This is a genomic window from Streptomyces sp. NPDC012474, from assembly GCF_042955185.1.
GTDB lineage: Bacteria > Actinomycetota > Actinomycetes > Streptomycetales > Streptomycetaceae > Streptomyces > Streptomyces cahuitamycinicus.
This window is the reverse complement of record NZ_JBIBEP010000013.1, coordinates 189,049-209,500: the sequence shown is the minus strand read 5'-3', so window position 1 is coordinate 209,500 and position 20,452 is coordinate 189,049. Positions and strand designations below refer to the sequence as shown.

Sequence of the window (20,452 nt, the reverse complement as noted above, 5' to 3'; positions counted from 1 at the left end):
TCCGGATCCCGCTCGTGGATCGGGAGTCGGGGCGGGACGCGGCGTGTCGCGCGTCCCACCCCGGAACCCTACTGCGGTGTCATCCGCCGCACCATGTCCGGGTGCTGCTGGAGCCACTCGGCCACGGCCTCTTCCTCATGGCCCTGACCGCGGTTCTTGATCTCGCTCTCCAGGCTGCCGAGCTCGTCCTCGCTCATCCTGAAGTTCTTGATCCACTTCGTGAGCTGCGGGTACTCGGCGGGGAACTTCTCGTTGGAGATGGTGCGGATCGTGTTGCCCTCACCGAAGGCCTTCTTCGGGTCCTTCAGCTTGGTCAGCTCGTAGTCGCTGTACGCCCAGTGCGGCGACCAGAGGGTGACGGCGATCGGCTCCTTCTTGGCGTAGGCGCGCTTCAGCTCGGCGAGCATCGCGGGCGTGGAGCCGTCGACGACCTCGTACTCCTTGTCGAGGCCGTAGGCGGGCAGGACCTTGTTCTTCGCGAGGTCCATCTCACCGGTGCCCGGCTCGATGCCGATGATCTTCCCGTCGAAGGTGCCGGCCTTGCCCTTGAGGTCCTCCAGGGAGTCGACGCCCTTGATGTAGGACGGTACGGCGATCTCCAGGGAGGTCGGTTCGTACCAGGTGCCGAGATCCCTGAGCCGGTCCTTGTTCTTGTCCCAGTAGTTCTTCTGGGCGTAGGGCAGCCAGGCGTCGAAGTTGAGGTCGAGATCGCCCGAGGCCAGGCCGGTGTAGACGGGGCCGACGTCCATCTGCTTCAGGTTCAGCCGGTAGCCGCGCCGCTCCAGGACGTTCTTCCAGAGGTAGGTGACGGCGATGTCCTCGTCCCAGGGGAACCACGCCACGTCCAGCGGCCGCTTCGCCTCGGCGGGCGTGCTGCCGCCGGTGTCCTTGACCGGGGCCATCGTGTCGGCGAAGCCGGGGTTCTGCTTCAGCCAGGCGCGCACGGCGTCCTGCTGGTTGCCCTTGCCGGCCTTGTTGATCTCGGCTTCGAGGCCGGTGAGCTCCTTCTCGCTCATCCTGAACTTCTTCAGCCACCCGGCGACCGTCGGGTCGTCGTCCGCGAAGCCCTTGCGGGACAGGGTGTGCACACCGTCGCCCTTGCCCCAGGCGCCCTTGGGGTCCTTGAGCTTCTTCAGGTCGTAGTCGTTGTACGCCCAGTGCGGCGACCAGAGCGTGACGACGATCGGTTCCTTCTTGGCGTAGGCGCGCTTCAGCTCGGCCAGCATCGCGGGCGTGGAGCTGTCGACGACGTCGTACTCCTTGTCCAGGCCGTACTCCTTGAGGACCTTGCTCTTGAGCAGGGCCATCTCGCCGGCGCTGGACTCGATGCCGGTGATCTTGCCGCCGAACTGCGACGCCTTGCCCTTGAGGTCCGCGAGGGAGTCGATGCCCTTCATGTAGGAGGGCACGGAGAGCTCCAGGGACGTCTTGTCGTACCAGGCACCCAGGTCGTCGAGCTGCTTGCCGTACTTCTTCCAGTACTGGGCGTGGGTGGTGGGCAGCCAGGCGTCCGTCTGGAAGTCGACGTCGCCCTGGGCGAGGGAGGTGTACAGCGGGCCCGCATCGAACTGCTTGGCCTCGACCTGGTAGCCGCGCTGCTCCAGGACCTCCTTCCACAGGAAGGTGGAGGCGACGCCCTCGTCCCAGGGGATGTAGCCGATGCTGATCTTCTTGCCCTGGCCGACGTTCTTGCCATTCGCGGCCGCCTCGGTGCCGGCGCCGCCACCGAGGACGCCCATGCCGCCCGCGGTGAGCGCGAGGACGACGACACCGATCACGGCGACGGCCGGCCGGGGCCGGTACGACCAGATCTTCAGCCCCTGGGCGGCGCGCAGCCGGGCGGCGGTGCGGCGGCCGAGCGGGGAGACCTGGGTGCCCAGCGCACTGGTCATGCGGTCGAGGTAGATCGCGAGGATCACGATGCCGACACCGGCCTCGGCGCCGAGGCCGACGTTGAGCTGGCCGATGGCCTGGTTGACGTCGCCGCCGAGCCCGCCGGTGCCGACCATGCCCGCGATGGCGGCCATGGACAGTCCGAGCATGATGACCTGGTTGACGCCGGCCATGACCGTGGGCAGGGCGAGGGGGAGCTGGACGCGCAGCAGGGTGTTGCGGGGTGTGGTGCCGAACGCGTCGGCAGCCTCGACCAGGTCCTTGTCGACCTGGCGGATGCCGAGTTCGGTCATGCGCACACCCGGGGCGAGAGCGAAGATCAGGGTGGCGACGATGCCGGCGGAGGCGCCGGTGCCGAAGAAGAGGATCGCCGGGATGAGGTAGACCATCGCGGGCAGCGTCTGCATGAAGTCCAGGACGGGCCGGACCAGACCGCTGACGCGGTCGGAGCGGGCCGCCCAGATGCCCACCGGTATGGAGATCACCAGTGCGATGACGGTCGCCACGAGGACGAGCGCCAGGGTGATCATCGCGTTCTCCCACAGATCGAGGGAGTCGATGAACGCGAATCCCGCGAAGGCGAGGACACCGGCGAGGGTGCCGCGCAGCCAGAAGGCGATCACGGCGAAGATGCCCGCGAGGAGCAGCGGCTGGGGGGCCTGGAGGACGGCGTTGATGCCGTCGTAGAGGCCGAGGAAGACGGTCTTGCAGAAGTCGAACAGCCACCCCATGTGGGTGGTGAGCCAGTCGACGGCGTCGTTGACCCAGGTGCCGAGCTGAATCCTAGGCACGGGCGGTCACCTTCTCTCCGCCCTTGTCCCGCGGCGAGTCGCAGGGCTCCGGGGTGGCGTCCCGCTCGTCCCCGAGGAAGCCGACCAGGCGCTGCAGGGGGACGACGCCGATCAGCTTGTTGTCCTCGTCCACGACGGAGACGGGGTGGGAGAGCCGGGCGCTGATCGCGCACAGCTCCGTGAACGGGGTGCCGGTCGTGGCTGTCTCGCAGTGGCAGCCGGGGTCGTCGGCGGTGACCGAGGTGTCCATCAGCTCGCCCGCGGTCAGGACGCGGGAGCGGTCGACGTCCTGGGTGAAGGAGGCGACGTAGTCGTTGGCCGGCCGCAGCAGGATGTCCTGCGCGGTGCCGTTCTGCACGATGCGGCCGTCGCGCATGACGGCGATGCGGTCGCCGAGGCGCATGGCCTCGTTCAGGTCGTGGGTGATGAAGACGATCGTCTTCTTCAGCTTCTGCTGGAGGTCCAGCAGCTGGTCCTGCATGTCGCGGCGGATCAGCGGGTCCAGGGCGCTGAAGGACTCGTCCATCAGCAGCAGGTCGGCGTCGGTGGCGAGCGCGCGGGCGAGTCCGACGCGCTGCTGCATGCCGCCGGACAGCTCGTCGGGCCAGGACTTCTCCCAGCCGGCCAGGCCGCACAGGGCGAGCGCCTCGTCGGCGCGGCGTACGCGCTCGGCGCGGGGCACGCCCTGCACTTCCAGACCGTAGGCGGCGTTCTCGCGCACGCTGCGGTGCGGGAAGAGCGCGAAGTGCTGGAAGACCATGCTGATCTTCCTGGAGCGGACCTCGCGCAGTTCACGGTCGCCGAGCGTGGTCAGGTCCTGGCCGTCGAAGCGCACGTGCCCGGCGGTGGGGTCGAGCAGGCCGTTCAGCATGCGCAGCAGGGTGGACTTCCCGGAGCCGGACAGGCCCATCACGACGAAGATCTCGCCGGGTTCCACGGTGAAGGACGCGTCGATGACGGCGGCGGTCGCGCCCTCGGCGCGCAGCTCTTCCCGGTCGGCTCCGTCGCGGAGCCGCTGGACCGCCTGGTCCGGTCTCCGGCCGAACACTTTGTACAGGCTCTCTGCCTGCAGCCTTGCTGACACGTGCACCTCGATTTCCACGGCAACTGAACAGCGCGAGAGCAGGATGCAAAAGTTGAAATACGCAACCACCCTCGCTGCGGGGCGGCACCTCCCCCCGATCACGGATCCCAAACGCACAAGTGGGGCGCGTCACACATGAGACGGGTGACTGTCGGTGGCGTACGGCATGATGCCTGGCGTGACCGGACGACTGATGCTCCTCGACACCGCTTCCCTGTACTTCCGCGCCTACTTCGGCGTCCCGGACTCGGTCAGGGCCCCGGACGGCACGCCGGTGAACGCCGTGCGCGGACTGCTCGACTTCATCGACCGCCTGGTCCGGGACCACCGGCCCGGCCGGCTCGTGGCCTGCATGGACGCCGACTGGCGGCCGCAGTGGCGCGTGGAGCTGATCCCGTCCTACAAAGCCCACCGCGTCGCGGAGGAGCACGCGGTGGGCCCGGACGAGGAGGAGGTGCCAGACACACTGTCGCCGCAGGTCCCGGTCATCGAGGCGGTGCTGGACGCGGTGGGCATCGCGCGCGTGGGCGTCGCCGGCTACGAGGCGGACGACGTGATCGGCACGTTCACCGCGCAGGCGCAGGGCCCGGTCGACATCGTCACCGGCGACCGCGACCTGTACCAGCTGGTGGACGACGCGCGCGGAGTGCGCGTGCTGTACCCACTGAAGGGCGTGGGCACGCTGCAGCTCACCGATGAGGCATGGCTCCGTGGGAAGTATGGGGTCGGCGGCAGCGGGTACGCGGACCTGGCCCTGCTGCGTGGCGACCCCAGCGACGGCCTGCCGGGGGTGCCGGGCGTCGGTGAGAAGACGGCCGCCAAACTGCTGGCCGAGTTCGGGGACCTGGCCGGGATCCTGGCGGCGGTCGAGGACCGGCGGTCGAAGCTGACGCCGACGCAGCGCAGGCGGCTGGACGAGGCACGCCCCTATCTCGCGGTCGCGCCGAAGGTGGTCCGGGTCGCGGACGACGTGCCGCTGCCGGACGTCTCCACGGCACTGCCGCGGGCGCCACGCGATCCGGCGGCGCTGGAGGCGCTGGCGGCCCGCTGGGGGCTGGGCGGATCACTGGAGCGCCTGCTGACGACTCTCGCGACCTGACCCTTTCGTAAGAGGACGACGTGAAGTGTCAGCACAAGAGGTGTGATGCGGGGCCGAGGTGCTAACTTAGGTGACCCTAACTATGTGAGACAGGGAGGTCCTCATGGCTGAGCGACCGGGACGACAGCAGCGCAGGGCACATTCCGCCCAGGTCGTCCGCACCGAACGGCTGACCCCGCACATGCAGCGTGTCGTGCTCGGCGGCGAGGGCCTCGCCGACTTCGTGGCGGGCGCGTGCACCGACCACTATGTGAAGCTGCTGTTCCCGCCGGAGGGCGTGACCTATCCGGAGCCCTTCGACCTGCAGCGCATCCGGGACGAGCTGCCGCGCGACCAGTGGCCGGTGACCCGGACCTACACGGTTCGCCATTGGGACGCCGAGCACCGCGAGCTGACGCTGGACTTCGTCATCCACGGCGACGAGGGCCTGGCCGGCCCGTGGGCCAGGCGCGTCCAGCCGGGCGAGACCGTGCGCTTCAGCGGACCCGGCGGTGCCTACGCCCCCGACCGGGACGCCGACTGGCATCTGCTCGCCGGTGACGAGAGCGCGCTCCCCGCGATCGCCTGTGCCCTGGAGGCACTGCCGCGCGGTGCCAGGGCGTACGCCTTCGTGGAGGTCTCCGGCCCCGAGGAGGAGCAGAAGATCGACTCCGACGTGGAGGTCGTCTGGCTGCACCGCGGCGCCCGCCCCCTCGGAGAGGCGCTGGTCGAGGCCGTACGGAACCTGGAGTTCCCCGAGGGCCGCGTGCACGCCTTCGTCCACGGCGAGGCGCACTTCGTTAAGGAGCTGCGCCATCTGCTCCGCGTCGAGCGCACCGTCCCGCGCGAATCCCTCTCGATCTCCGGTTACTGGCGCCAGGGCCACAACGAGGACGGCTGGCAGGAATCCAAGCGCGAGTGGAACGCCCGGGTCGAGGCGGAGCAGGAGAGGGTGTCCGCGGCCTGAGGACGCTTGTCCTCACGAGGGACGAGGTGTGCGGGTACCGATCCGCGCGTGCAGATGCATGTCGTGCCATCCGTCCGGGTGCAGGACGGCGCTGCGCTTGGTGCCCTCCAGGGCGAAGCCGGTTCTCGTGGCGACGCGGCACGACGCCTCGTTGGGCAGGGCGTGCAGGAGTTCCAGCCGGTGGAAGCCGGCCTCGTCGAGGGCCCAGTTCGTGAGCGCGGTCGCGGCCCGGGCGGCGACACCCCGGCCCCGGGCCGCCGGGACGGTCCAGTACGCCATCTCCGCCGTCCCGTCGTACAGCCGTAGCTCGCGCAGCGCCACCCGGCCCAGCAGCGTGTCGGAGTCCGCGTCGGCCACGGCCCAGTGCGCGGCCTGCTCCCCGTCCCACGCCTGAAGCCACTCACGGATCCAGGCACCGGCCTCGTCCACGGAGTCGGCGGCCCGGGCGTGCCACTGGTGCATCAAGGGATCCTGGAAGACCTCGTACACCGCGGGCGCGTCCCCGGCCCGCCAGGGTCGCAGCAGGAGTCCGCCGTCGGCGGGGAGAGCGGGCTGGGGGCGGCTTGCGAGCGTCCCGGCGGTCATGACCGGGCTGATGAGGAACGGCATTCCCGCATCCTGGCAAGGTCCGCCGGGCACTCCCACCGGTTTTCCACCCTCGCGCACCGGCCTCGTACGCTGGGCCTCGATGAGACGCAAGAGCCACACCCCGCCCTCTCCCCTGCCGCAGCGCCACGGCGTGGACCCGGTGCGGGTGCGGCTGCCCGTCGCGGGGACCTGGGGGACGGTGCGCGAGCACCTGGTGGAGCGGCTGTCCGGAGCGGGTGCCGGGGTCGTCGACGGCATGCTCGACTCGGGCCGCGTCGTCGGGGCGGACGGACGGCCCGTCGCGGCGGACGCCCCCTTCGTGCCCGGGCTGTTCGTGTGGTTCCACCGGGACCTGCCCGACGAGGTGCCGGTGCCCTTCGCGCTGGAGGTGGTGCACCGGGACGAGCACATCGTCGTCGCCGACAAGCCGCACTTCCTCGCCACCACGCCGCGCGGCAGCCATGTCGCCGAGACCGCACTGGCCCGGCTGCGCCGCGAACTGGACCTCCCGGAGCTCACCGCCGCGCACCGCCTGGACCGGCTCACCGCCGGCCTCGTGCTGTTCACCGTGCGCCCAGGGGAGCGCGGCGCGTACCAGACGCTGTTCCGCGACCGCCGGGTCCGCAAGGAGTACGAGGCGGTGGCCCCGCACGATCCCGTCCTCCCGCTGCCTCGAACCGTGCGCAGCCGGATCGTCAAGGAGCGGGGAGTGCTCACCGCCCGGGAGGTGCCGGGCGAGCCGAACGCCGTGAGCCATGTCGAACTCGTCGAACACCGCGACCGGCCCGGGGAGCCCGGCGGACTCGCCCGGTACCGGCTCACGCCCACCACCGGGCAGACGCACCAGCTGCGCGTCCACATGGCCGCCCTGGGCCTGCCGATCCTCGGCGACCCGCTCTACCCGGAGGTGACCGCCCCCGTGCCGGCCGGTGACTTCCGGCGCCCGCTCCAACTGCTGGCACGGTCGCTGGACTTCACCGACCCGGTCACGGGCGAGGAGCACCGGTTCCGCAGCGGCCGGGTGCTCGCGGCCTGGGCGTCCTGTGTCCAGTCGGCCACCGCGACGTACGACGGCCCGTCAGACGGTCAGTAGCCGCGCCACCAGCTCAGGAACCGCTGCCAGGCGCCCTTGCGGCGGGGCGGTACCGCGACGGCGGGCTGCGGCGGCCCCGACACCGGCTGGGGCTGCACCGGAACCGGCTGCGGCTGCGGCTGCACCTGAACCGGGGGCGGCTGCGGCTGCGGCTGCGCTGCGGCAGGCTGGGGCTGAGCCGCGGCCGGTGCGGCCTGCGGCTGCGCCATGCCGATCTGCCAGTCCGAGCGCTGCGCGGCGACCGGCTTGTGGTTCGGCACCTCCTGCACGTCCTGCGGCGGCTTGGGCGCGAACTGCACCGGCAATTCCACCAGGTGCCGTGAGGCGATGGAGGCCGTCCAGCGCAACTCCTCCTCGTCACAGTCGAGTTCGACGTCGGGCAGTCGCATCAGCAGTGCGTCGACGCCCACGTCGGCGATGGAGCGGCCGATGTCCTGCCCGGGGCACTCGTGCGGTCCGCCGCCGAAGGCGAGGTGGGAGCGGTTCCCCTGCATGCTGGCCTGCAGGTCCGGCCGCACCCGTGGATCGACGTTGGCCGGGAGCGGCGCGAAGAGCAGTCCGTCGCCACGGCGGATGCGCTGCCCGCCCAGCTCTGTCTCCTGCTTGGCGAAGTAGGCGAAGACCGTGCTGAACGGCGGCTCGTTCCACAGGGACTGCTCCACCGCCTCCGGCACCGTCATCTGGCCGCCGTTGAGCTGGGCACGGAAGCGCGGGTCGATCAGCACCGTGAGCAGCACGTTGGAGAGCAGGTTGGTGGTGGCCTCGTAGGCGGCGAAGAGCACCAGGCGCAGGTGCTCCCTGACCTCGTCGTCGCTGAGCCGGGCCGGGTGGGTGATCAGGTAGCTGGCGAGGTCCTCCTCCGGCCGGGCGCGGCGGGTGGCGGTGAGCCGGCTCAGGGCGTCCATGACGTAGGAGTGGCTGGCGATGGCGGTCTCGGTGCCCTTGAGGGCGTCGCGGGCGGCCTCGACGAGCTGGTCGCTGTACTCGTCGGGCATGCCGAGGATCTCGCACATGACCGCCATCGGCAGGTGCTCGGTGAACTGGCCGACGAGGTCCGCCTCGCCCGCCTCGCAGAACCGGTTGACGATCGCCTGCGTACTGCGGTTGATGTAGCGGCGCAGGCTGCGGAAGTCGATGGTGGAGATCGCGCCCATGACCGCGCCGCGCAGCCGCTTGTGCTCGTCGCCCTCGGCGTGCGAGGCGATCGGCTGCCAGGCGATGTGCGGCATCAGCGGATGGTCGGGCTTGACGAGGCCCTCCCTGAGCGGGTTCCAGATACGGCTGTCCCGGCAGAACTGCGAGGGCGAGCGCACCATGTGCAGGTTCTCGGCGTGGCCGAGGACGATCCACATCGGCACGTCGTCGTGGAGCAGCACGGGTGCCACGGGACCGTGCTGGTCCCGCAGTTGCTCGTACAGCGCTCCCAGGTCCTCCGCCTCGTGCAGCCGGTGCAGCCCCCCTGGCCCGAGGCCGTGCGCGGGGCAGCCGGGGGGCGGGCCGGGACGGAGTTCGTCCGTACCGGCCGGGGCGTGGGATTCAGGCGTCACAGTGGTCGCTCCGAAGCTTTCCAGGTGTCATCGGGGGGATGTCGGGGGATGGGGTGGACGGACACGGATCAGGTCCGCGAGCCCGTCATGGCGAGCGAGTGCAGGAAGCGCATGAGGGTCATCAGGACGTCACGGCTGGAGGCCCGCCGCCGCGCGTCGCACTCGATGATCGGGATGTCCTGGGTGAGGTCGAGGGCCGTGCGCAGCTCCTCGACGTCGTAACGAGGGGCGTCGGGGAAGGAGTTGATGGCCACCACGAACGGCACGCCGCGCTCCTCCAGCCGTCCCATGACGTCGAAGCTGACCTCCAGCCGCCGGGTGTCGACCAGCACGACCGCGCCGAGCGCGCCCTCGAACAGGCCGTTCCACAGGAACCAGAAGCGCTGCTGGCCGGGGGTGCCGAAGAGGTACAGCACCAGCTGGTCGGTGATGCTGATCCGGCCGAAGTCCATGGCGACGGTGGTGGCCGTCTTGGACGCGGAGCCGAAGTTGTCGTCGACACCGATGCCGGCCTGCGTCATGGTCTCCTCGGTGGTCAGCGGTGTGATCTCGCTGACCGATCCGACCATGGTCGTCTTGCCGACACCGAAGCCGCCCACGATCACGATCTTGGCCGCGGCCTGTGCCGTGTGGGGCAGCTGGTCCTCGGTCCGGGGGCCCGGGATGGTGTCAGAGCCGTTGAAGTCCATTCATCACCGCTTCGAGGAGGGAACGGTCGGAGCGCGCCTTGCGGACGATCGGGGCACGCGCCTGCACCAGTTCCGCCGTCAGCAACTCGGTGAGCAGCACGCCCATCGCGCTGAACGGCAGGTGGAGGTAGGCCGACAGCTCGGCCACGGACAGGGGGGCGGCGCAGAGTCGGAGCAGCGCCGCCTGCTCGGGAGAGGCTGAGGGCGGCGGGTCCGTGGCACGCGCCACGATTAACGTCACCAGGTCGAGTTCGGCCCGTTCACCGTCCGGGCCTGCCACCACGTACATCCGCTCCGGATTCCCGGGCTTGCCCTCGCCCTCCTGGGGCTTGGCCGGCTCCGGGGTGAGGTCACGCTTCTGGCGTTGGGGAGGCGTCATACGATCTGCCCGTTCCGCCGGGGCGGACTGGTGAGATGGCCGCCGATCCGGACGACCAGGTCGCGCATCATCGCGCTCATCCGGCCGGGTTCGCACCGCACGTCGGAGAGGACAGCCAGGAAGGCGTTGGCTCCGGCGCTCATCAGGTAGAAGTAGCCGCGGTCGATCTCGATCATGACGAGCTTCATCTCGCCGTCGCCGACGGTGAGTTCCTGGCAGACGCTGCCCGCGAGGGACTGCAGGCCGGCGCAGGCCGCGGCGACCCGGTCGGCCGCGTCGGGCTCCCCGCCGTAGCGGGCGATGCGCAGACCGTCGGCCGACAGCACCACGATCATCTCGATGCCCGGCACGCCGTCGGCGAGCTGCTTGAGCATCCAGTCGAAGTTGCCCCGTTGCTGGATCACTTGAGGTCCCCCTCGTCGTCGGCCTCGGTGGGAGCCGGGTCGTTGAGCAGATGCAGGTACTTGGTCGGGTTCCGAATGAAGTCGGTCGGGTGGGTGCCGGGCTCGATGCCCTGCTTGAGTCCCTCCCAGAAGGCCTCCAGGCCCTTGCCGGGGGCGTCGGGCGCCGACATGTCGCGCAGGGGCTTGATCTCGGGCTCCTGCGTCGCCGCCCAGGGGTTGTACTCGCCGCGCTCGGCGGCCTCCCGGTCGGCCTTCTCGTTGGCGGCCTGCTGGGCGAGTCGCTCGGCGAGCGGCATCTTCACCCGGCTGCGGCGCTGCGGCAGACCGTTCGCGGTCCATTCGGTGACCTCGGGGACGTCGTCGTCCTCCAGGGAGACCGTGGCGGGGATCTTCGGGCTGGTGGGACGGCGCCTCTTGGGCGCGCGCTTCGGGCCCTCGGGGATGCCGACCGTCATGGGGATGCCGGTGGCGCCGATGCCGTGGGCGAGTCCGACACCGGGCTCGTGGGTGATCATCTCGCTCGGCACGATGAGGATGGCCCGGACGCCGCCGTACGCCGAGGCGCGCAGCGAGACCTGCATGTTGTACGCCGTGCAGAGGCGGCCGACGACGGCCAGGCCGAGGCGCGGGTGCTCGCCGATGTCCTGGAGGTCGACGCCCGCCTTGGCGGCCTCCAGCATGCCCTCGATGCGGGCGCGTGCCTCCTCGTTGAGGTTGACACCGCCGTCCTCGATCTCGATGCAGACGCCGGTCTGGACCTCGGTGGCGGTGACGTGCACCTTGGTCTGCGGTGGTGAGTAGCGCGTGGCGTTGTCGAGGAGTTCGGCGGCGGCGTGGATGACCGGCTCGACGTAGATGCCCTTGACGCTGACCTTGGCGATGGAGGACAGCTGGATGCGCCGGTACTCCAGGATGCGGGACATGGCACCGCGCAGGGTGCTGTAGAGGGACACCGGCTCGGGCCACTGCCGTCCGGGGCGGCCGCCGCCGAGGACGGAGACGGAGTCGGCCAGGCGCCCGATCAGGGCGTTGCCGTGGTCGATGCGCAGCAGGTCGTCGAAGACCTCCGGGTTGCGGCCGTGGTCCTCCTCCATCTCCCGGAGTTCCTCGGCCTGCTGGTGGATGATCGCCTGGACGCGGCGGGCGACACTGACGAAGGAGCGCGCGGCGGCGTCACGCATGGTCACTTCGCGGTCGACGATCTTCAGGACCGTCAGCAGCGTCTCGGCCTGCGGGTCGGGGAGGTTGCGGAAGACGGGGTTGGCGAGGCCGAGCTTGCGAATCACCTCCCTGGGGGATTCTCCGGTGCGCAGCAGATCGAGCGCGGCGGGCACGATCTCCCTGCAGAAATGGACCAGTTCGTTCTCGTGGGCGGCGATCCGCTGTTCCAGATGCGCGGTGTGCCGGGCGTGCTCCGCACGCTGGTTGCGCAGCGCACGGCTGCGGCGCACCGCCTCGGCCGCCGTCGCGAGTACCAGTGCCGTGGCGATGCCGCCGCACCAGCCGACGGCGCCCCGGGCCGGCTCCGTCACCAGGGCGACGGCGGCTCCGGTCGCCGCGGCCATGACTATGGCCGGCAGCAACAGCACGCGCGCGTAGGGAAGTTCACGGCGACCGGGAGGGGATTGAACACTCACCATGTGGGCCTTCTGACAGGAGTCGACTGAGGTTCGGAAGGACTTGCAGGGGGGTATGTCATGAAGCTGTCGGGATCTTCCACACATTGGGGAACAAGCGCACGAATTCATCTCAAGCCGGTGCGCTGCGGGCGAGCTTAGTCCGACCGGATCATCGCCGTGTCATATTCAGCAACTGCCGGAAACCGGACGCGAAGGGATAGTACGCTCGGTCGTTTACACGGTGCGACATCGTTCGAATACTGTGCGTAGCTACGAACGGGCATACGAAAGTCCCTCACCGTCTCGGGTGAGGGACCTTCAGGACAACGTACCTTCAGGGGCGCGGGGAACTGCGCGAGCAACCACGAACCACCGGCACCCGCGCGACAAGCTCACCCCACCGACGAGTAGGCGACAACACCCCGCAGCAACAGATCAACGGCCTTACGGGCGTTCTTCACGACGGACGACCCCTGCGGCGCGGCCGCCGCGATCTGCCCCAGCACGTCGATGACCTGCTTGCACCACCGCACGAAGTCCCCCGCCGGCATCTCCGCCTCGCGCAGCACCTCGTCGAGCCCCTTCCCCGAGGCCCACTCGTACGCGGCCCAGGCGAAGCCGAGGTCGGGCTCCCGCTGCCCGACCCCCTCGGTCTGCGTGATCCGGAAATCCTCCTCCAGCGCGTCCAGCCGCCCCCAGATCCGCACCGTCTCGCCCAGCGCTGCCTTGGCCTTGCCGGACGGCACCTTCGGGGCCATCGCATCGTCGGCGACACGCGATTCGTACACCAAGGCCGAGACGCACGCGGCCAGTTCGGCGGGGCCGAGTCCCTCCCAGACACCCTCGCGCAGACACTCGCTGGCGAGCAGGTCCAGCTCGCCGTAGAGCCGCGCGAGCCGCTTGCCGTGCTCGGTGACCTCGTCGGCGCGCAGATAGTCCAGCTCGGTCAGCAACGCCACGATGCGGTCGAACGTCCGGGCGATCGTGTTCGTACGGCCCTCGATCCGCCGCTCCAGCTGCGATGTGTCGCGCATCAGCCGGTGGTACCGCTCGGCCCAGCGGGCGTGGTCCTCACGGTCGTTGCAGCCATGGCAGGGATGCGCGCGCAGCGCGGTCCGCAGCCGGGCGATCTCGCGGTCGTCAGCCGCCTGGGAGCGCTGCTTGCGGTGCCGCTCGGCGGGGATGTGCCCGGCCTTGGTGCGCAGCGCCGACGCGAGGTCCCGGCGGGACTGCGGGGAGCGGGGGTTGAAGGACTTGGGGATCCGCATCCGCTCCAGCGGCGCCACCGGCACCGGGAAGTCGATGGACGCCAGCCGCTTCACCTGCCGCTCCGCGGTCAGCACCAGCGGGCGCGGCCCGTCGTGGTGCTCGAAGCCGCGGTGGCCGTTCGAACGGCCCGCCGACAGCCCCGGGTCCAGCACCAGCGCCAGGCCCGCGTACTTGCCTGTGGGCACGTGGATGACGTCACCGGGCTTCAGCTTCTCCAGCGCGACGGCGGCTTCCGCGCGTCGCTGGGCCACGCCCTGCCGGGCGATCTCGTTCTCCCGGTCCTTCAGCTCGCGGCGCAGCCGCGCGTACTCCTCGAAGTCGCCGAGGTGGCAGGTCATGGAGGCCTTGTAGCCCTCCAGGCCCTCCTCGTTGCGCTGCACCTGCCGGGAGATGCCGACGACCGACTTGTCCGCCTGGAACTGCGCGAACGACGTCTCCAGCAGCTCGCGCGAGCGGTGCCGCCCGAACTGCTCGACCAGGTTGACCGCCATGTTGTACGACGGCTTGAAGCTGGAGCGCAGCGGATACGTGCGCGTGCCGGCCAGGCCCGCGAGGTGCTCGGGGCTGATGCCGCGCTGCCAGAGCACCACCGCATGGCCCTCGACGTCGATGCCGCGCCGCCCGGCCCGGCCCGTCAGCTGGGTGAACTCGCCCGGGGTGATGTCCGCGTGCTGCTCGCCGTTCCACTTGACGAGCTTCTCCAGCACCACCGAGCGGGCCGGCATGTTGATGCCGAGGGCGAGGGTCTCGGTGGCGAACACGGCCTTGACCAGGCCGCGCACGAACAACTCCTCGACGACCTCCTTGAAGGTCGGCAGCATGCCCGCGTGGTGGGCCGCGATGCCGCGCTCCAGGCCCTCCAGCCACTCGTAGTAGCCGAGGACGTGCAGGTCCTCGCGCGGGATGGAGGCCGTGCGCTCCTCCACCAGGGTGCGGACCCGGTCGCGCGCCTCCTCGTCGTTGAGCCTGAGCCCCGCGTGCAAGCACTGCTGGACGGCGGCCTCGCAGGCGGCGCGGCTGAAGATGAAGGTGATGGCGGGCAGCAGCCCCTCGGCGTCGAGCCGCTCGATGACCTCGGGCCGGCTCGGCGTCCAGATCCGGGAGCGCTGGCGGCGCTCGCGCTCACGGTCGGCCTCGCGCATGGACCGGCCGCGCCGGCGATCCTGGTACGACGGCCGGCTCGCCTCCATGCGCGCCATGCGCGTGAGATCGGGGTTGACGGCCTTCCGGTGGCCCTCGCCCTCCTCGAAGAGGTCGTACATCCGCCGCCCGGCCAGCACGTGCTGGAACAGCGGCACGGGCCGGTGCTCGGAGACGATCACCTCGGTGTCGCCGCGAACCGTGTCGAGCCAGTCGCCGAACTCCTCGGCGTTCGACACGGTCGCCGAGAGCGAGACGAGCGTGACCGACTCGGGGAGGTGGATGATCACCTCTTCCCAGACGGCACCGCGGAAGCGGTCGGAGAGGTAGTGCACCTCGTCCATGACCACGTAGCCGAGGCCCAGGAGGGTCTGGGAACCGGCGTACAGCATGTTCCGCAGCACCTCGGTGGTCATCACGACCACCGGGGCATCGGAGTTGACGCTGTTGTCGCCGGTCAGCAGGCCCACCTTGTCCGTGCCGTAGCGGCGGCACAGGTCGGCGTACTTCTGGTTCGACAGCGCCTTGATGGGTGTCGTGTAGAAGCACTTCTTGCCCTGCCCGAGGGCGAGGTGGACGGCGAACTCGCCGACGATCGTCTTGCCGGAGCCGGTGGGCGCGGCGACCAGCACGCCCTTCCCCTCCTCGAGCGCCTGGCAGGCCTCGATCTGGAAGGGGTCGAGACCGAAGTCGTACATCTCGCGGAAGCCCGCGAGCGCGGTGGCCTGCTCGGCTGCCCGCAGGCGGGCTGCCGCGTACCGCTCGGCCGGGGAGAGATCCTCTGTCATCGTGCTTTCGAGCGTACCGGGCCGCACTGACAACAGGACGATCATTATCCGGATGGGCTCCTTCACGCACCTGTCGGCGACCACCCCACATGGCGAGCACTTTCAGCCCCCCATCAAAGATTCTTGACAACTACGCCGATCTTCATGAAACGATCACATACGAGAGATGGCATGTACTTGTTCAGACAGTGAAACGAGGAACTCCGTGAAGCGTCAGATCGTACGCTTGGTCAATACTGCAACCGCCGTGGGCATAGCCGCCCTGACGGGCGTAGTGATGACGCCAGGCTCCGCCATAGCCGCTGCCGCGACTAAGTGCAGCGCGTCTCAGCACAAGGAATTCGACACGATCGGAGCCAATCTCGACCTCTACGTCACCCTGTGTGTACACCGTAGCTCCGGCAACGACTACAACTCGTACGCGGACATCTCCTGGAAGGACGGTGGCGGCGGCCTGAGCGCCGGCATGGAGGACTTGGTCCTGAATCTCCGACTCGAGCGCAACGACGCGGACTACAGGAACGAAAACATCAACATCGCGGGGTCCGTCAACTACAAGGACTCCGGAAGCATGCGAGTTACTGGTGCGAGGTACCACAGCAACACGACGGGCGGCTGGACGGCTGACGGACACATCGCGTGGGACATTCAGAACGATGGCGCGGGAGGTGGCACCTGGGGGCTGGGCGGTTCTCCCAGCATCTGATGCCTGACCTCTGACAAACACAACAGCGGCCCATCGATTCTCGTCGGTGGGCCGCTTTTGTGACTTCTCAGGTCACGTCGTCATAACCGTTGACCCGCTCCGAGCGGTCCGAGCCCGCCTGCTCGGGCAGCGCGGCCCGGCTAGTGGTCACGGGCTCGATCTCGCCGATGTCGTCGGGGGTGAGGTCGAGCTCGGAGGCTTCGTCGTCGGCGGGGCCTGACGCCTCTCGGCGGGCACGTCGCCTGTCGTTCGCGAGGGCGATGGCGCTCGCGCCGAAGTACAAGACCCAGATGGGACCCGCCAGCGCGAGCATGGAGATCGGGTCGGTGCTAGGCGTGGCGATTGCGGCGAACACAGTGATGCCCATGATCATGCCCCTCCACCAGCCGGCGATCTTCTTGCCGGAGAGGACCCCGCCGAAGTTCAGCATGACCAACAGCAGTGGCAGCTCGAACGAGAGGCCGAAAACGATGATCATCCGCATGACCAGCTGGAGGAGATCATCAAGGGGAAGCTGGTTGTCACTGCCGATGATCGAGAATTCGATCATCACTGACGCCATCTTGGGCAGCGACCAGTAGGCGAAGAACCCGCCCATGAGGAACAGCGGGAATCCCGCAGCCACGAAGCCCAGCGAGTACTTCTTCTCGTGCCGGTGCAGACCTGGCGCCACGAAGGCCCACAGCTGGTACAGCCAGATCGGAGCCGCAAAGGCCACACCCGAGGACAGCGAGACCGTGAGGGCGAGTGTGAAGGGGCTCAGCAGACCGTTCTGGACGATCCGCGCGCACTGGGTCTCATCAGTGCCCTTCGCAAGTTCGGCGAAGCTGTACTGGCATCCCACCGACTCAAGGATGGGGTCCGTGAAGAACTGGATGATGTCTTTGTAGAAGAAGGCGGCGACGACAGTGGTGACGACGATCGCCAGCAGGCTCTTCACGAGCCGGTTGCGGAGTTCGCGAAGGTGCTCCGCGAGGGGCATGCGCCCCTCGGGATCCCTCTCCTGCTTGCGGGCAGACTTCAGCAACCCACGTTCCCATCTCGTGCGGCGGGCCGGAGGTCACCGGCCCTGCGTCAGCGCTTGGTCGTGTCCGTGGGCTCGTTGACCGGACGCGAGCTGGTCACGTCGCCGGGCGCTGCCTGGATGGTGCGGTGCGAGGACTGCTCGTCGTCGTTGTTGGGCGGGCCGGCCGGGGTGGTGGACGACTTGCTCTCGTCCTTCATCGCCTTGGCCTCGCTCTTGAGGATGCGGGCCGACTTACCGAGCGACCGAGCCATGTCCGGAAGCTTCTTCGCGCCGAACAGCAGGATGATGACGACGAGGATGAGAATGATCTCGGGGGCTCCGAGCCTTCCGAACATAAGTCTTTACCTTCTCACCGAGGCGGCTGTGGTGGGGTGCTGTCCGACCGGTCGGACACATGTCCGAACGATCGTGCTGGCAGCGATCGTAACGCTCGGGGGTGAACGTGGGGCAATCCCTCTGCATCCCCGTGCGTACTCCCGTCCGCGACCAGTGCCTCGTTAACCGGGCCGCGACCAGCAGCGTACCTGTCCGAACCGCCCGGGTGACAGGGCGAAGTGTCCCAAAAGCAACCCATGGCCTGCGCCTGCACGGCTCAGAGAGCGTCCACGGATCGGGCCGCGGTCTCCGCCGCCCGCTCCAGGTCCTCGGCGGCCCGGTTGATACGGCGCGCCGAGTCCGTGACCTGCCTGCCCAGGCGCTGTGCCTCCACGAACACCCGCACGGCGAGCACCCCGAGGACGACGAGACCCACGAATCCCACGGCAACCGCGAACATCGGCCAGAACATGACGCCGAGCCTAGACCTTCCTGAACGGGCGAACGCTCCGGCCCACTAGACGGTGGAATGCAGCCGCAGGGTCCGCACACCGCCGCCGGTGAGCAGCTCCACGATCCGCTCGCCCGCGGGCTTGCGGACGGCCGCGCCGCAGGCCGGGCAGGTGAAGGAGTAGAAGGTGGTGCGGCTGGTGGCGCCGATGGCCAGGCGCAGGGCGCCCGCGGCGAGCTCGAAGCACCCTCGGCAGTCGGGGCAGCCCGCCTTGAAGACGACCGGGGTCACGCTTCTCATCCCGGCGAACGCGGACTCCACCGTCATGCCCCGCACACCGGACGTCGCCGACTCGCTCAAGCCCTCGCTCCTCTTTCTGGGGTGGTTCGCCTCCGGTGCGCCACGGCCGGTGTCGCGGTCCGGCCGTACCGGCCGTGGACTCCGGTGGGCGCCTGCGGCTCACCCGGGTCCGTCGCCGGGCCCGTCCGGAACCGCGCGCACCGCCCGCGGCCCGTGGGCACCGGCCTCCGCGACGCGAGCCGTCCGCTCCACCTCGATCCCGTCGTATGCCGCCAGCGCCTCACGGGCCGCCTGCCGGGCACTGTCGGCGAGCTCCGCCGGCGAGACGATCCGGCCGTCCCGGCCGAGCCGCAGGGCCAGGCGCCGGAGCGACGCCGGGTCGGGGGTCCGCAGGGTGATACGCAACCCGCCGTCCGGCAGTTCATCCGCACTGTCGTGCGGGTAGTACTCCCCGACCCAGCGGCCGCCGGGCCCGACCTCGACCACGACCTCCGGATCCTCCGCCGCGGGCTGCACCAAGGCCTCCGAGAGGTCCCGCAGCTCGATCTCGGGCGGCGCCGACGGCTCCTCGAGGATCCTGATCTCGGCCACCCGGTCGAGCCGGAAGGTGCGACGCGCCTCGGAGCGGCGGCACCAGGCCTCGACGTACGTGTGCCCGACGCTGACCAGGCGGATAGGGTCGATCTCCCGCTCGGTGACCTCGTCGCGCGCCGGCGAGTAGTAGCGGATCCACAGCCTGCGGCGCTCCGCGATCGCCCGGTCGACGTCCGCGAAGACGCCGCCCTCGGACTCGAAGGTCACGGACAGACGCGAACTGGCGCCCGCCGCCTCACCCGCCGCGGTCTCCACCTTGGCCGTCGCCCGCAGCAGCGCCTGCCGGTCGCTCTCGCGCAGTCCGGGCAGCGTGGAGACCGCCCGGGCGGCGACGAGCAGGGCGGTGGCCTCGTCGGCGGCGAGTCTGAGCGGCTCGGCGGCCTCCGCCGCGAGGGCGGCCGGGTTGTGCCACCAGATGCGCTCGCCGTCGGTGTCGATGTCGAGCAGGTCGCCGCCGCGGAAGCTGGTGCCGCACATGGGCAGCACGTCGAGGTCGGAGACCAGCTCGTCCTCGCTGATGCCGAAGGCGCGCGCGACGTCCTCGACCCGGGCTCCGGGGCGCTCCTTCAGATACGTCACCAGCGAGAGCATCCGCCGGGTCTGGTCGATGGCGTTCACGGGCCTGACCGGTTTGCCTGCCACTGTCTTTCCGCTCCCCCTCAGCCCTTTGCCACGGCCCGCAGCCGGTCCACCACGTCGGCCCGCAGCTCGGCGGGCTCCAGGACGACCACGTCCGGCCCGAACTCCACCAGCCAGGCGTCCAGCCCATGGCCGTACGGAATCTCCAACTCGTCCCAGCCTCCGCCGAGTTCCCGGACGGAGGTGGCCTTCGCCCGAAGGGGGTACCCCGCGCCCGCGCGCAGCCGGATACGCGCCGAGCGGTCGGCGATCTCCCCGGCCCAGCCCGCGACGGTCTCCCGGACGGTGACGACGTCCGGGACGGGCGCCGTGTACCGGCCGCCGCGCGAGCGGACCTTGCCGGTGATGCGGGACAGCCGGAAGACCCGCTCGGCACCCCGGTCGCGGTCCCAGCCCGCCAGGTACCAGTGGCCCCGCCAGCACTCCAGCGCCCACGGCTCCACGTGCCGCTGCTCGGGGTGGGCGGCGGTCGCCTTGCGGTACTCGAAAGCGACCGGCCGGCGGTCCCGGCAGGCCAGCATCAGCGGCTCGAAGGCGGCCTCGTGCACGGGGATACGCGGTTCCAGCGCGCCGTGCGACCCGTACGGGTCGACGTCCTCGGGGAGTCCGGCCGCGCGCAGCTTCTGCAGGGCGCCACTGGCCGCGCCGGCGAGCCGGGCCTGCTGCCACACCTTGGCCGCGAGCCCGAGGGCGGCGGCCTCCTCGGCGTCCAGGGTGATGGGCGGGAGGCGGTTGCTGTCACGGCGGGCCATGTAGCCGATCTCGCCGTCGAGGCTCTCGACGGTCTCGATGACAAGGCCGAGTTCGCGCAGATCGTCCTTGTCGCGCTCGAACATGCGGTTGAAGGAATCATCGGAGCCGGACGCGCCGTTGCCCGGCCCGAAGGCCTCGACGTAGGCCTCGATGGAGTCGCGCAGCTCACGCTTGCTGAGCGGCCGCCGGGTCCCGAGCAGACACAGCGCCAGATTCATGAGCCGCTCCGCCTTGGCAATGGCCATCGACGCGCTTCGCCTCCCTATGGTGCTTACGAGCGATGACCGTACCGCCACACGGTGGCACGGCAAAAGCCGAGGGCCCATGCCCGAACAGGC

The 20,452-nt window shown here is 69.9% G+C and carries 19 protein-coding genes; 4 read left to right on the top strand and 15 right to left on the bottom strand.

What is annotated here, in order from left to right; genetic code table 11:
• Positions 1-68: 68 nt before the first annotated feature.
• Positions 69-2,684 carry a glycine betaine ABC transporter substrate-binding protein gene (locus tag ACFY9S_RS26925; RefSeq protein WP_391132694.1) on the bottom strand — a complete coding sequence of 872 codons (2,616 nt, stop codon included), beginning with the start codon at positions 2,682-2,684 and terminating at the stop codon, positions 69-71.
• Positions 2,677-3,768: a betaine/proline/choline family ABC transporter ATP-binding protein gene (locus ACFY9S_RS26920; protein WP_391132693.1), complete on the bottom strand. Its 1,092-nt coding sequence runs from the start codon at positions 3,766-3,768 to the stop codon at positions 2,677-2,679. The genes ACFY9S_RS26925 and ACFY9S_RS26920 overlap by 8 nt, the downstream gene beginning before the upstream one ends.
• 169 nt (positions 3,769-3,937) lie before the next feature.
• On the opposite strand from ACFY9S_RS26920, the gene ACFY9S_RS26915 reads away from it, so the two are divergent.
• Together ACFY9S_RS26915 and ACFY9S_RS26910 are read left to right on the top strand one after the other, a co-directional pair.
• Entirely contained in the window at positions 3,938-4,867 is a 930-nt protein-coding gene (locus ACFY9S_RS26915) for a 5'-3' exonuclease H3TH domain-containing protein (protein ID WP_391132785.1), read from the top strand.
• Between the two features lie 103 nt (positions 4,868-4,970).
• Entirely contained in the window at positions 4,971-5,813 is an 843-nt protein-coding gene (locus ACFY9S_RS26910) for a siderophore-interacting protein (RefSeq protein WP_391132691.1), read from the top strand.
• 12 nt (positions 5,814-5,825) lie between these two features.
• Here the strand turns inward: ACFY9S_RS26910 and ACFY9S_RS26905 are convergent, their stop codons facing one another.
• On the bottom strand, positions 5,826-6,422 hold the full coding sequence (locus ACFY9S_RS26905) for a GNAT family N-acetyltransferase (protein WP_391132689.1): 597 nt from the start codon (positions 6,420-6,422) through the stop codon (positions 5,826-5,828).
• 79 nt (positions 6,423-6,501) lie between these two features.
• Between ACFY9S_RS26905 and ACFY9S_RS26900 the strand changes: the two genes are divergently transcribed.
• On the top strand, positions 6,502-7,494 hold the full coding sequence (locus tag ACFY9S_RS26900) for a pseudouridine synthase (protein ID WP_391132687.1): 993 nt from the start codon (positions 6,502-6,504) through the stop codon (positions 7,492-7,494).
• Here the strand turns inward: ACFY9S_RS26900 and ACFY9S_RS26895 are convergent.
• The 6 genes from ACFY9S_RS26895 to ACFY9S_RS26870 form a co-directional block, all read right to left on the bottom strand.
• Positions 7,488-9,041, bottom strand: a complete 1,554-nt coding sequence (locus tag ACFY9S_RS26895) for a cytochrome P450 (RefSeq protein ID WP_391132685.1) — start codon at positions 9,039-9,041, stop codon at positions 7,488-7,490. The two genes, ACFY9S_RS26900 and ACFY9S_RS26895, sit on opposite strands and share 7 nt — an antisense overlap.
• A gap of 68 nt (positions 9,042-9,109) precedes the next feature.
• Positions 9,110-9,730: an ATP/GTP-binding protein gene (locus tag ACFY9S_RS26890; RefSeq protein ID WP_391132683.1), complete on the bottom strand. Its 621-nt coding sequence runs from the start codon at positions 9,728-9,730 to the stop codon at positions 9,110-9,112.
• The gene (locus ACFY9S_RS26885; protein ID WP_391132681.1) at positions 9,711-10,109 is read right to left on the bottom strand and encodes a DUF742 domain-containing protein; all 399 of its coding nucleotides are present in this window, start codon (positions 10,107-10,109) and stop codon (positions 9,711-9,713) included. The genes ACFY9S_RS26890 and ACFY9S_RS26885 overlap by 20 nt, the downstream gene beginning before the upstream one ends.
• On the bottom strand, positions 10,106-10,513 hold the full coding sequence (locus ACFY9S_RS26880; protein ID WP_031141974.1) for a roadblock/LC7 domain-containing protein: 408 nt from the start codon (positions 10,511-10,513) through the stop codon (positions 10,106-10,108). The genes ACFY9S_RS26885 and ACFY9S_RS26880 overlap by 4 nt, the downstream gene beginning before the upstream one ends.
• Positions 10,510-12,153 (bottom strand): ATP-binding protein, encoded by a 1,644-nt coding sequence (locus ACFY9S_RS26875; protein WP_391132679.1) that lies wholly within the window; start codon positions 12,151-12,153, stop codon positions 10,510-10,512. The genes ACFY9S_RS26880 and ACFY9S_RS26875 overlap by 4 nt, the downstream gene beginning before the upstream one ends.
• Before the next feature lie 371 nt (positions 12,154-12,524).
• Positions 12,525-15,374, bottom strand: coding sequence for a DEAD/DEAH box helicase (locus ACFY9S_RS26870; RefSeq protein ID WP_391132677.1), 2,850 nt, complete (start codon positions 15,372-15,374; stop codon positions 12,525-12,527).
• A 160-nt stretch (positions 15,375-15,534) separates the two neighbouring features.
• Here ACFY9S_RS26870 and ACFY9S_RS26865 point away from each other — a divergent pair, with 160 nt between their 5' ends.
• Positions 15,535-16,035 carry a hypothetical protein gene (locus ACFY9S_RS26865; protein WP_391132675.1) on the top strand — a complete coding sequence of 167 codons (501 nt, stop codon included), beginning with the start codon at positions 15,535-15,537 and terminating at the stop codon, positions 16,033-16,035.
• A 67-nt stretch (positions 16,036-16,102) separates the two neighbouring features.
• Here ACFY9S_RS26865 and tatC read toward each other — a convergent pair whose 3' ends face one another.
• From tatC to ACFY9S_RS26835, 6 genes are all read right to left on the bottom strand, one after another.
• Positions 16,103-17,062 (bottom strand): twin-arginine translocase subunit TatC, encoded by a 960-nt coding sequence (gene tatC, locus ACFY9S_RS26860; RefSeq protein WP_391132673.1) that lies wholly within the window; start codon positions 17,060-17,062, stop codon positions 16,103-16,105.
• 47 nt (positions 17,063-17,109) lie between these two features.
• The gene (gene tatA, locus ACFY9S_RS26855) at positions 17,110-17,397 is read right to left on the bottom strand and encodes a Sec-independent protein translocase subunit TatA (RefSeq protein WP_391132672.1); all 288 of its coding nucleotides are present in this window, start codon (positions 17,395-17,397) and stop codon (positions 17,110-17,112) included.
• Between the two features lie 257 nt (positions 17,398-17,654).
• Complete coding sequence (locus ACFY9S_RS26850; RefSeq protein WP_097215657.1) at positions 17,655-17,849, bottom strand: hypothetical protein; 195 nt, start codon at positions 17,847-17,849, stop codon at positions 17,655-17,657.
• A 45-nt stretch (positions 17,850-17,894) separates the two neighbouring features.
• The gene (locus ACFY9S_RS26845; protein ID WP_391132670.1) at positions 17,895-18,188 is read right to left on the bottom strand and encodes a hypothetical protein; all 294 of its coding nucleotides are present in this window, start codon (positions 18,186-18,188) and stop codon (positions 17,895-17,897) included.
• A gap of 99 nt (positions 18,189-18,287) precedes the next feature.
• Positions 18,288-19,364 carry a WYL domain-containing protein gene (locus ACFY9S_RS26840; protein WP_391132668.1) on the bottom strand — a complete coding sequence of 359 codons (1,077 nt, stop codon included), beginning with the start codon at positions 19,362-19,364 and terminating at the stop codon, positions 18,288-18,290.
• A gap of 17 nt (positions 19,365-19,381) precedes the next feature.
• Positions 19,382-20,359: a WYL domain-containing protein gene (locus ACFY9S_RS26835; protein WP_391132666.1), complete on the bottom strand. Its 978-nt coding sequence runs from the start codon at positions 20,357-20,359 to the stop codon at positions 19,382-19,384.
• Positions 20,360-20,452 lie beyond the last annotated feature (93 nt).

Bases quoted from the DNA above. Each gene is read 5' to 3' on its own strand.
- ACFY9S_RS26915 (WP_391132785.1), top strand. From the start codon at position 3,938: ATGCCTGGCGTGACCGGACGACTGATGCTCCTCGACACCGCTTCCCTG.
- ACFY9S_RS26910 (WP_391132691.1), top strand. From the start codon at position 4,971: ATGGCTGAGCGACCGGGACGACAGCAGCGCAGGGCACATTCCGCCCAG.
- ACFY9S_RS26905 (WP_391132689.1), bottom strand. From the start codon at position 6,422: ATGCCGTTCCTCATCAGCCCGGTCATGACCGCCGGGACGCTCGCAAGC.
- ACFY9S_RS26900 (WP_391132687.1), top strand. From the start codon at position 6,502: ATGAGACGCAAGAGCCACACCCCGCCCTCTCCCCTGCCGCAGCGCCAC.
- ACFY9S_RS26890 (WP_391132683.1), bottom strand. From the start codon at position 9,730: ATGGACTTCAACGGCTCTGACACCATCCCGGGCCCCCGGACCGAGGAC.
- ACFY9S_RS26885 (WP_391132681.1), bottom strand. From the start codon at position 10,109: ATGACGCCTCCCCAACGCCAGAAGCGTGACCTCACCCCGGAGCCGGCC.
- ACFY9S_RS26875 (WP_391132679.1), bottom strand. From the start codon at position 12,153: ATGGTGAGTGTTCAATCCCCTCCCGGTCGCCGTGAACTTCCCTACGCG.
- ACFY9S_RS26870 (WP_391132677.1), bottom strand. From the start codon at position 15,374: ATGATCGTCCTGTTGTCAGTGCGGCCCGGTACGCTCGAAAGCACGATG.
- tatA (WP_391132672.1), bottom strand. From the start codon at position 17,397: ATGTTCGGAAGGCTCGGAGCCCCCGAGATCATTCTCATCCTCGTCGTC.
- ACFY9S_RS26850 (WP_097215657.1), bottom strand. From the start codon at position 17,849: ATGTTCTGGCCGATGTTCGCGGTTGCCGTGGGATTCGTGGGTCTCGTC.
- ACFY9S_RS26835 (WP_391132666.1), bottom strand. From the start codon at position 20,359: ATGGCCATTGCCAAGGCGGAGCGGCTCATGAATCTGGCGCTGTGTCTG.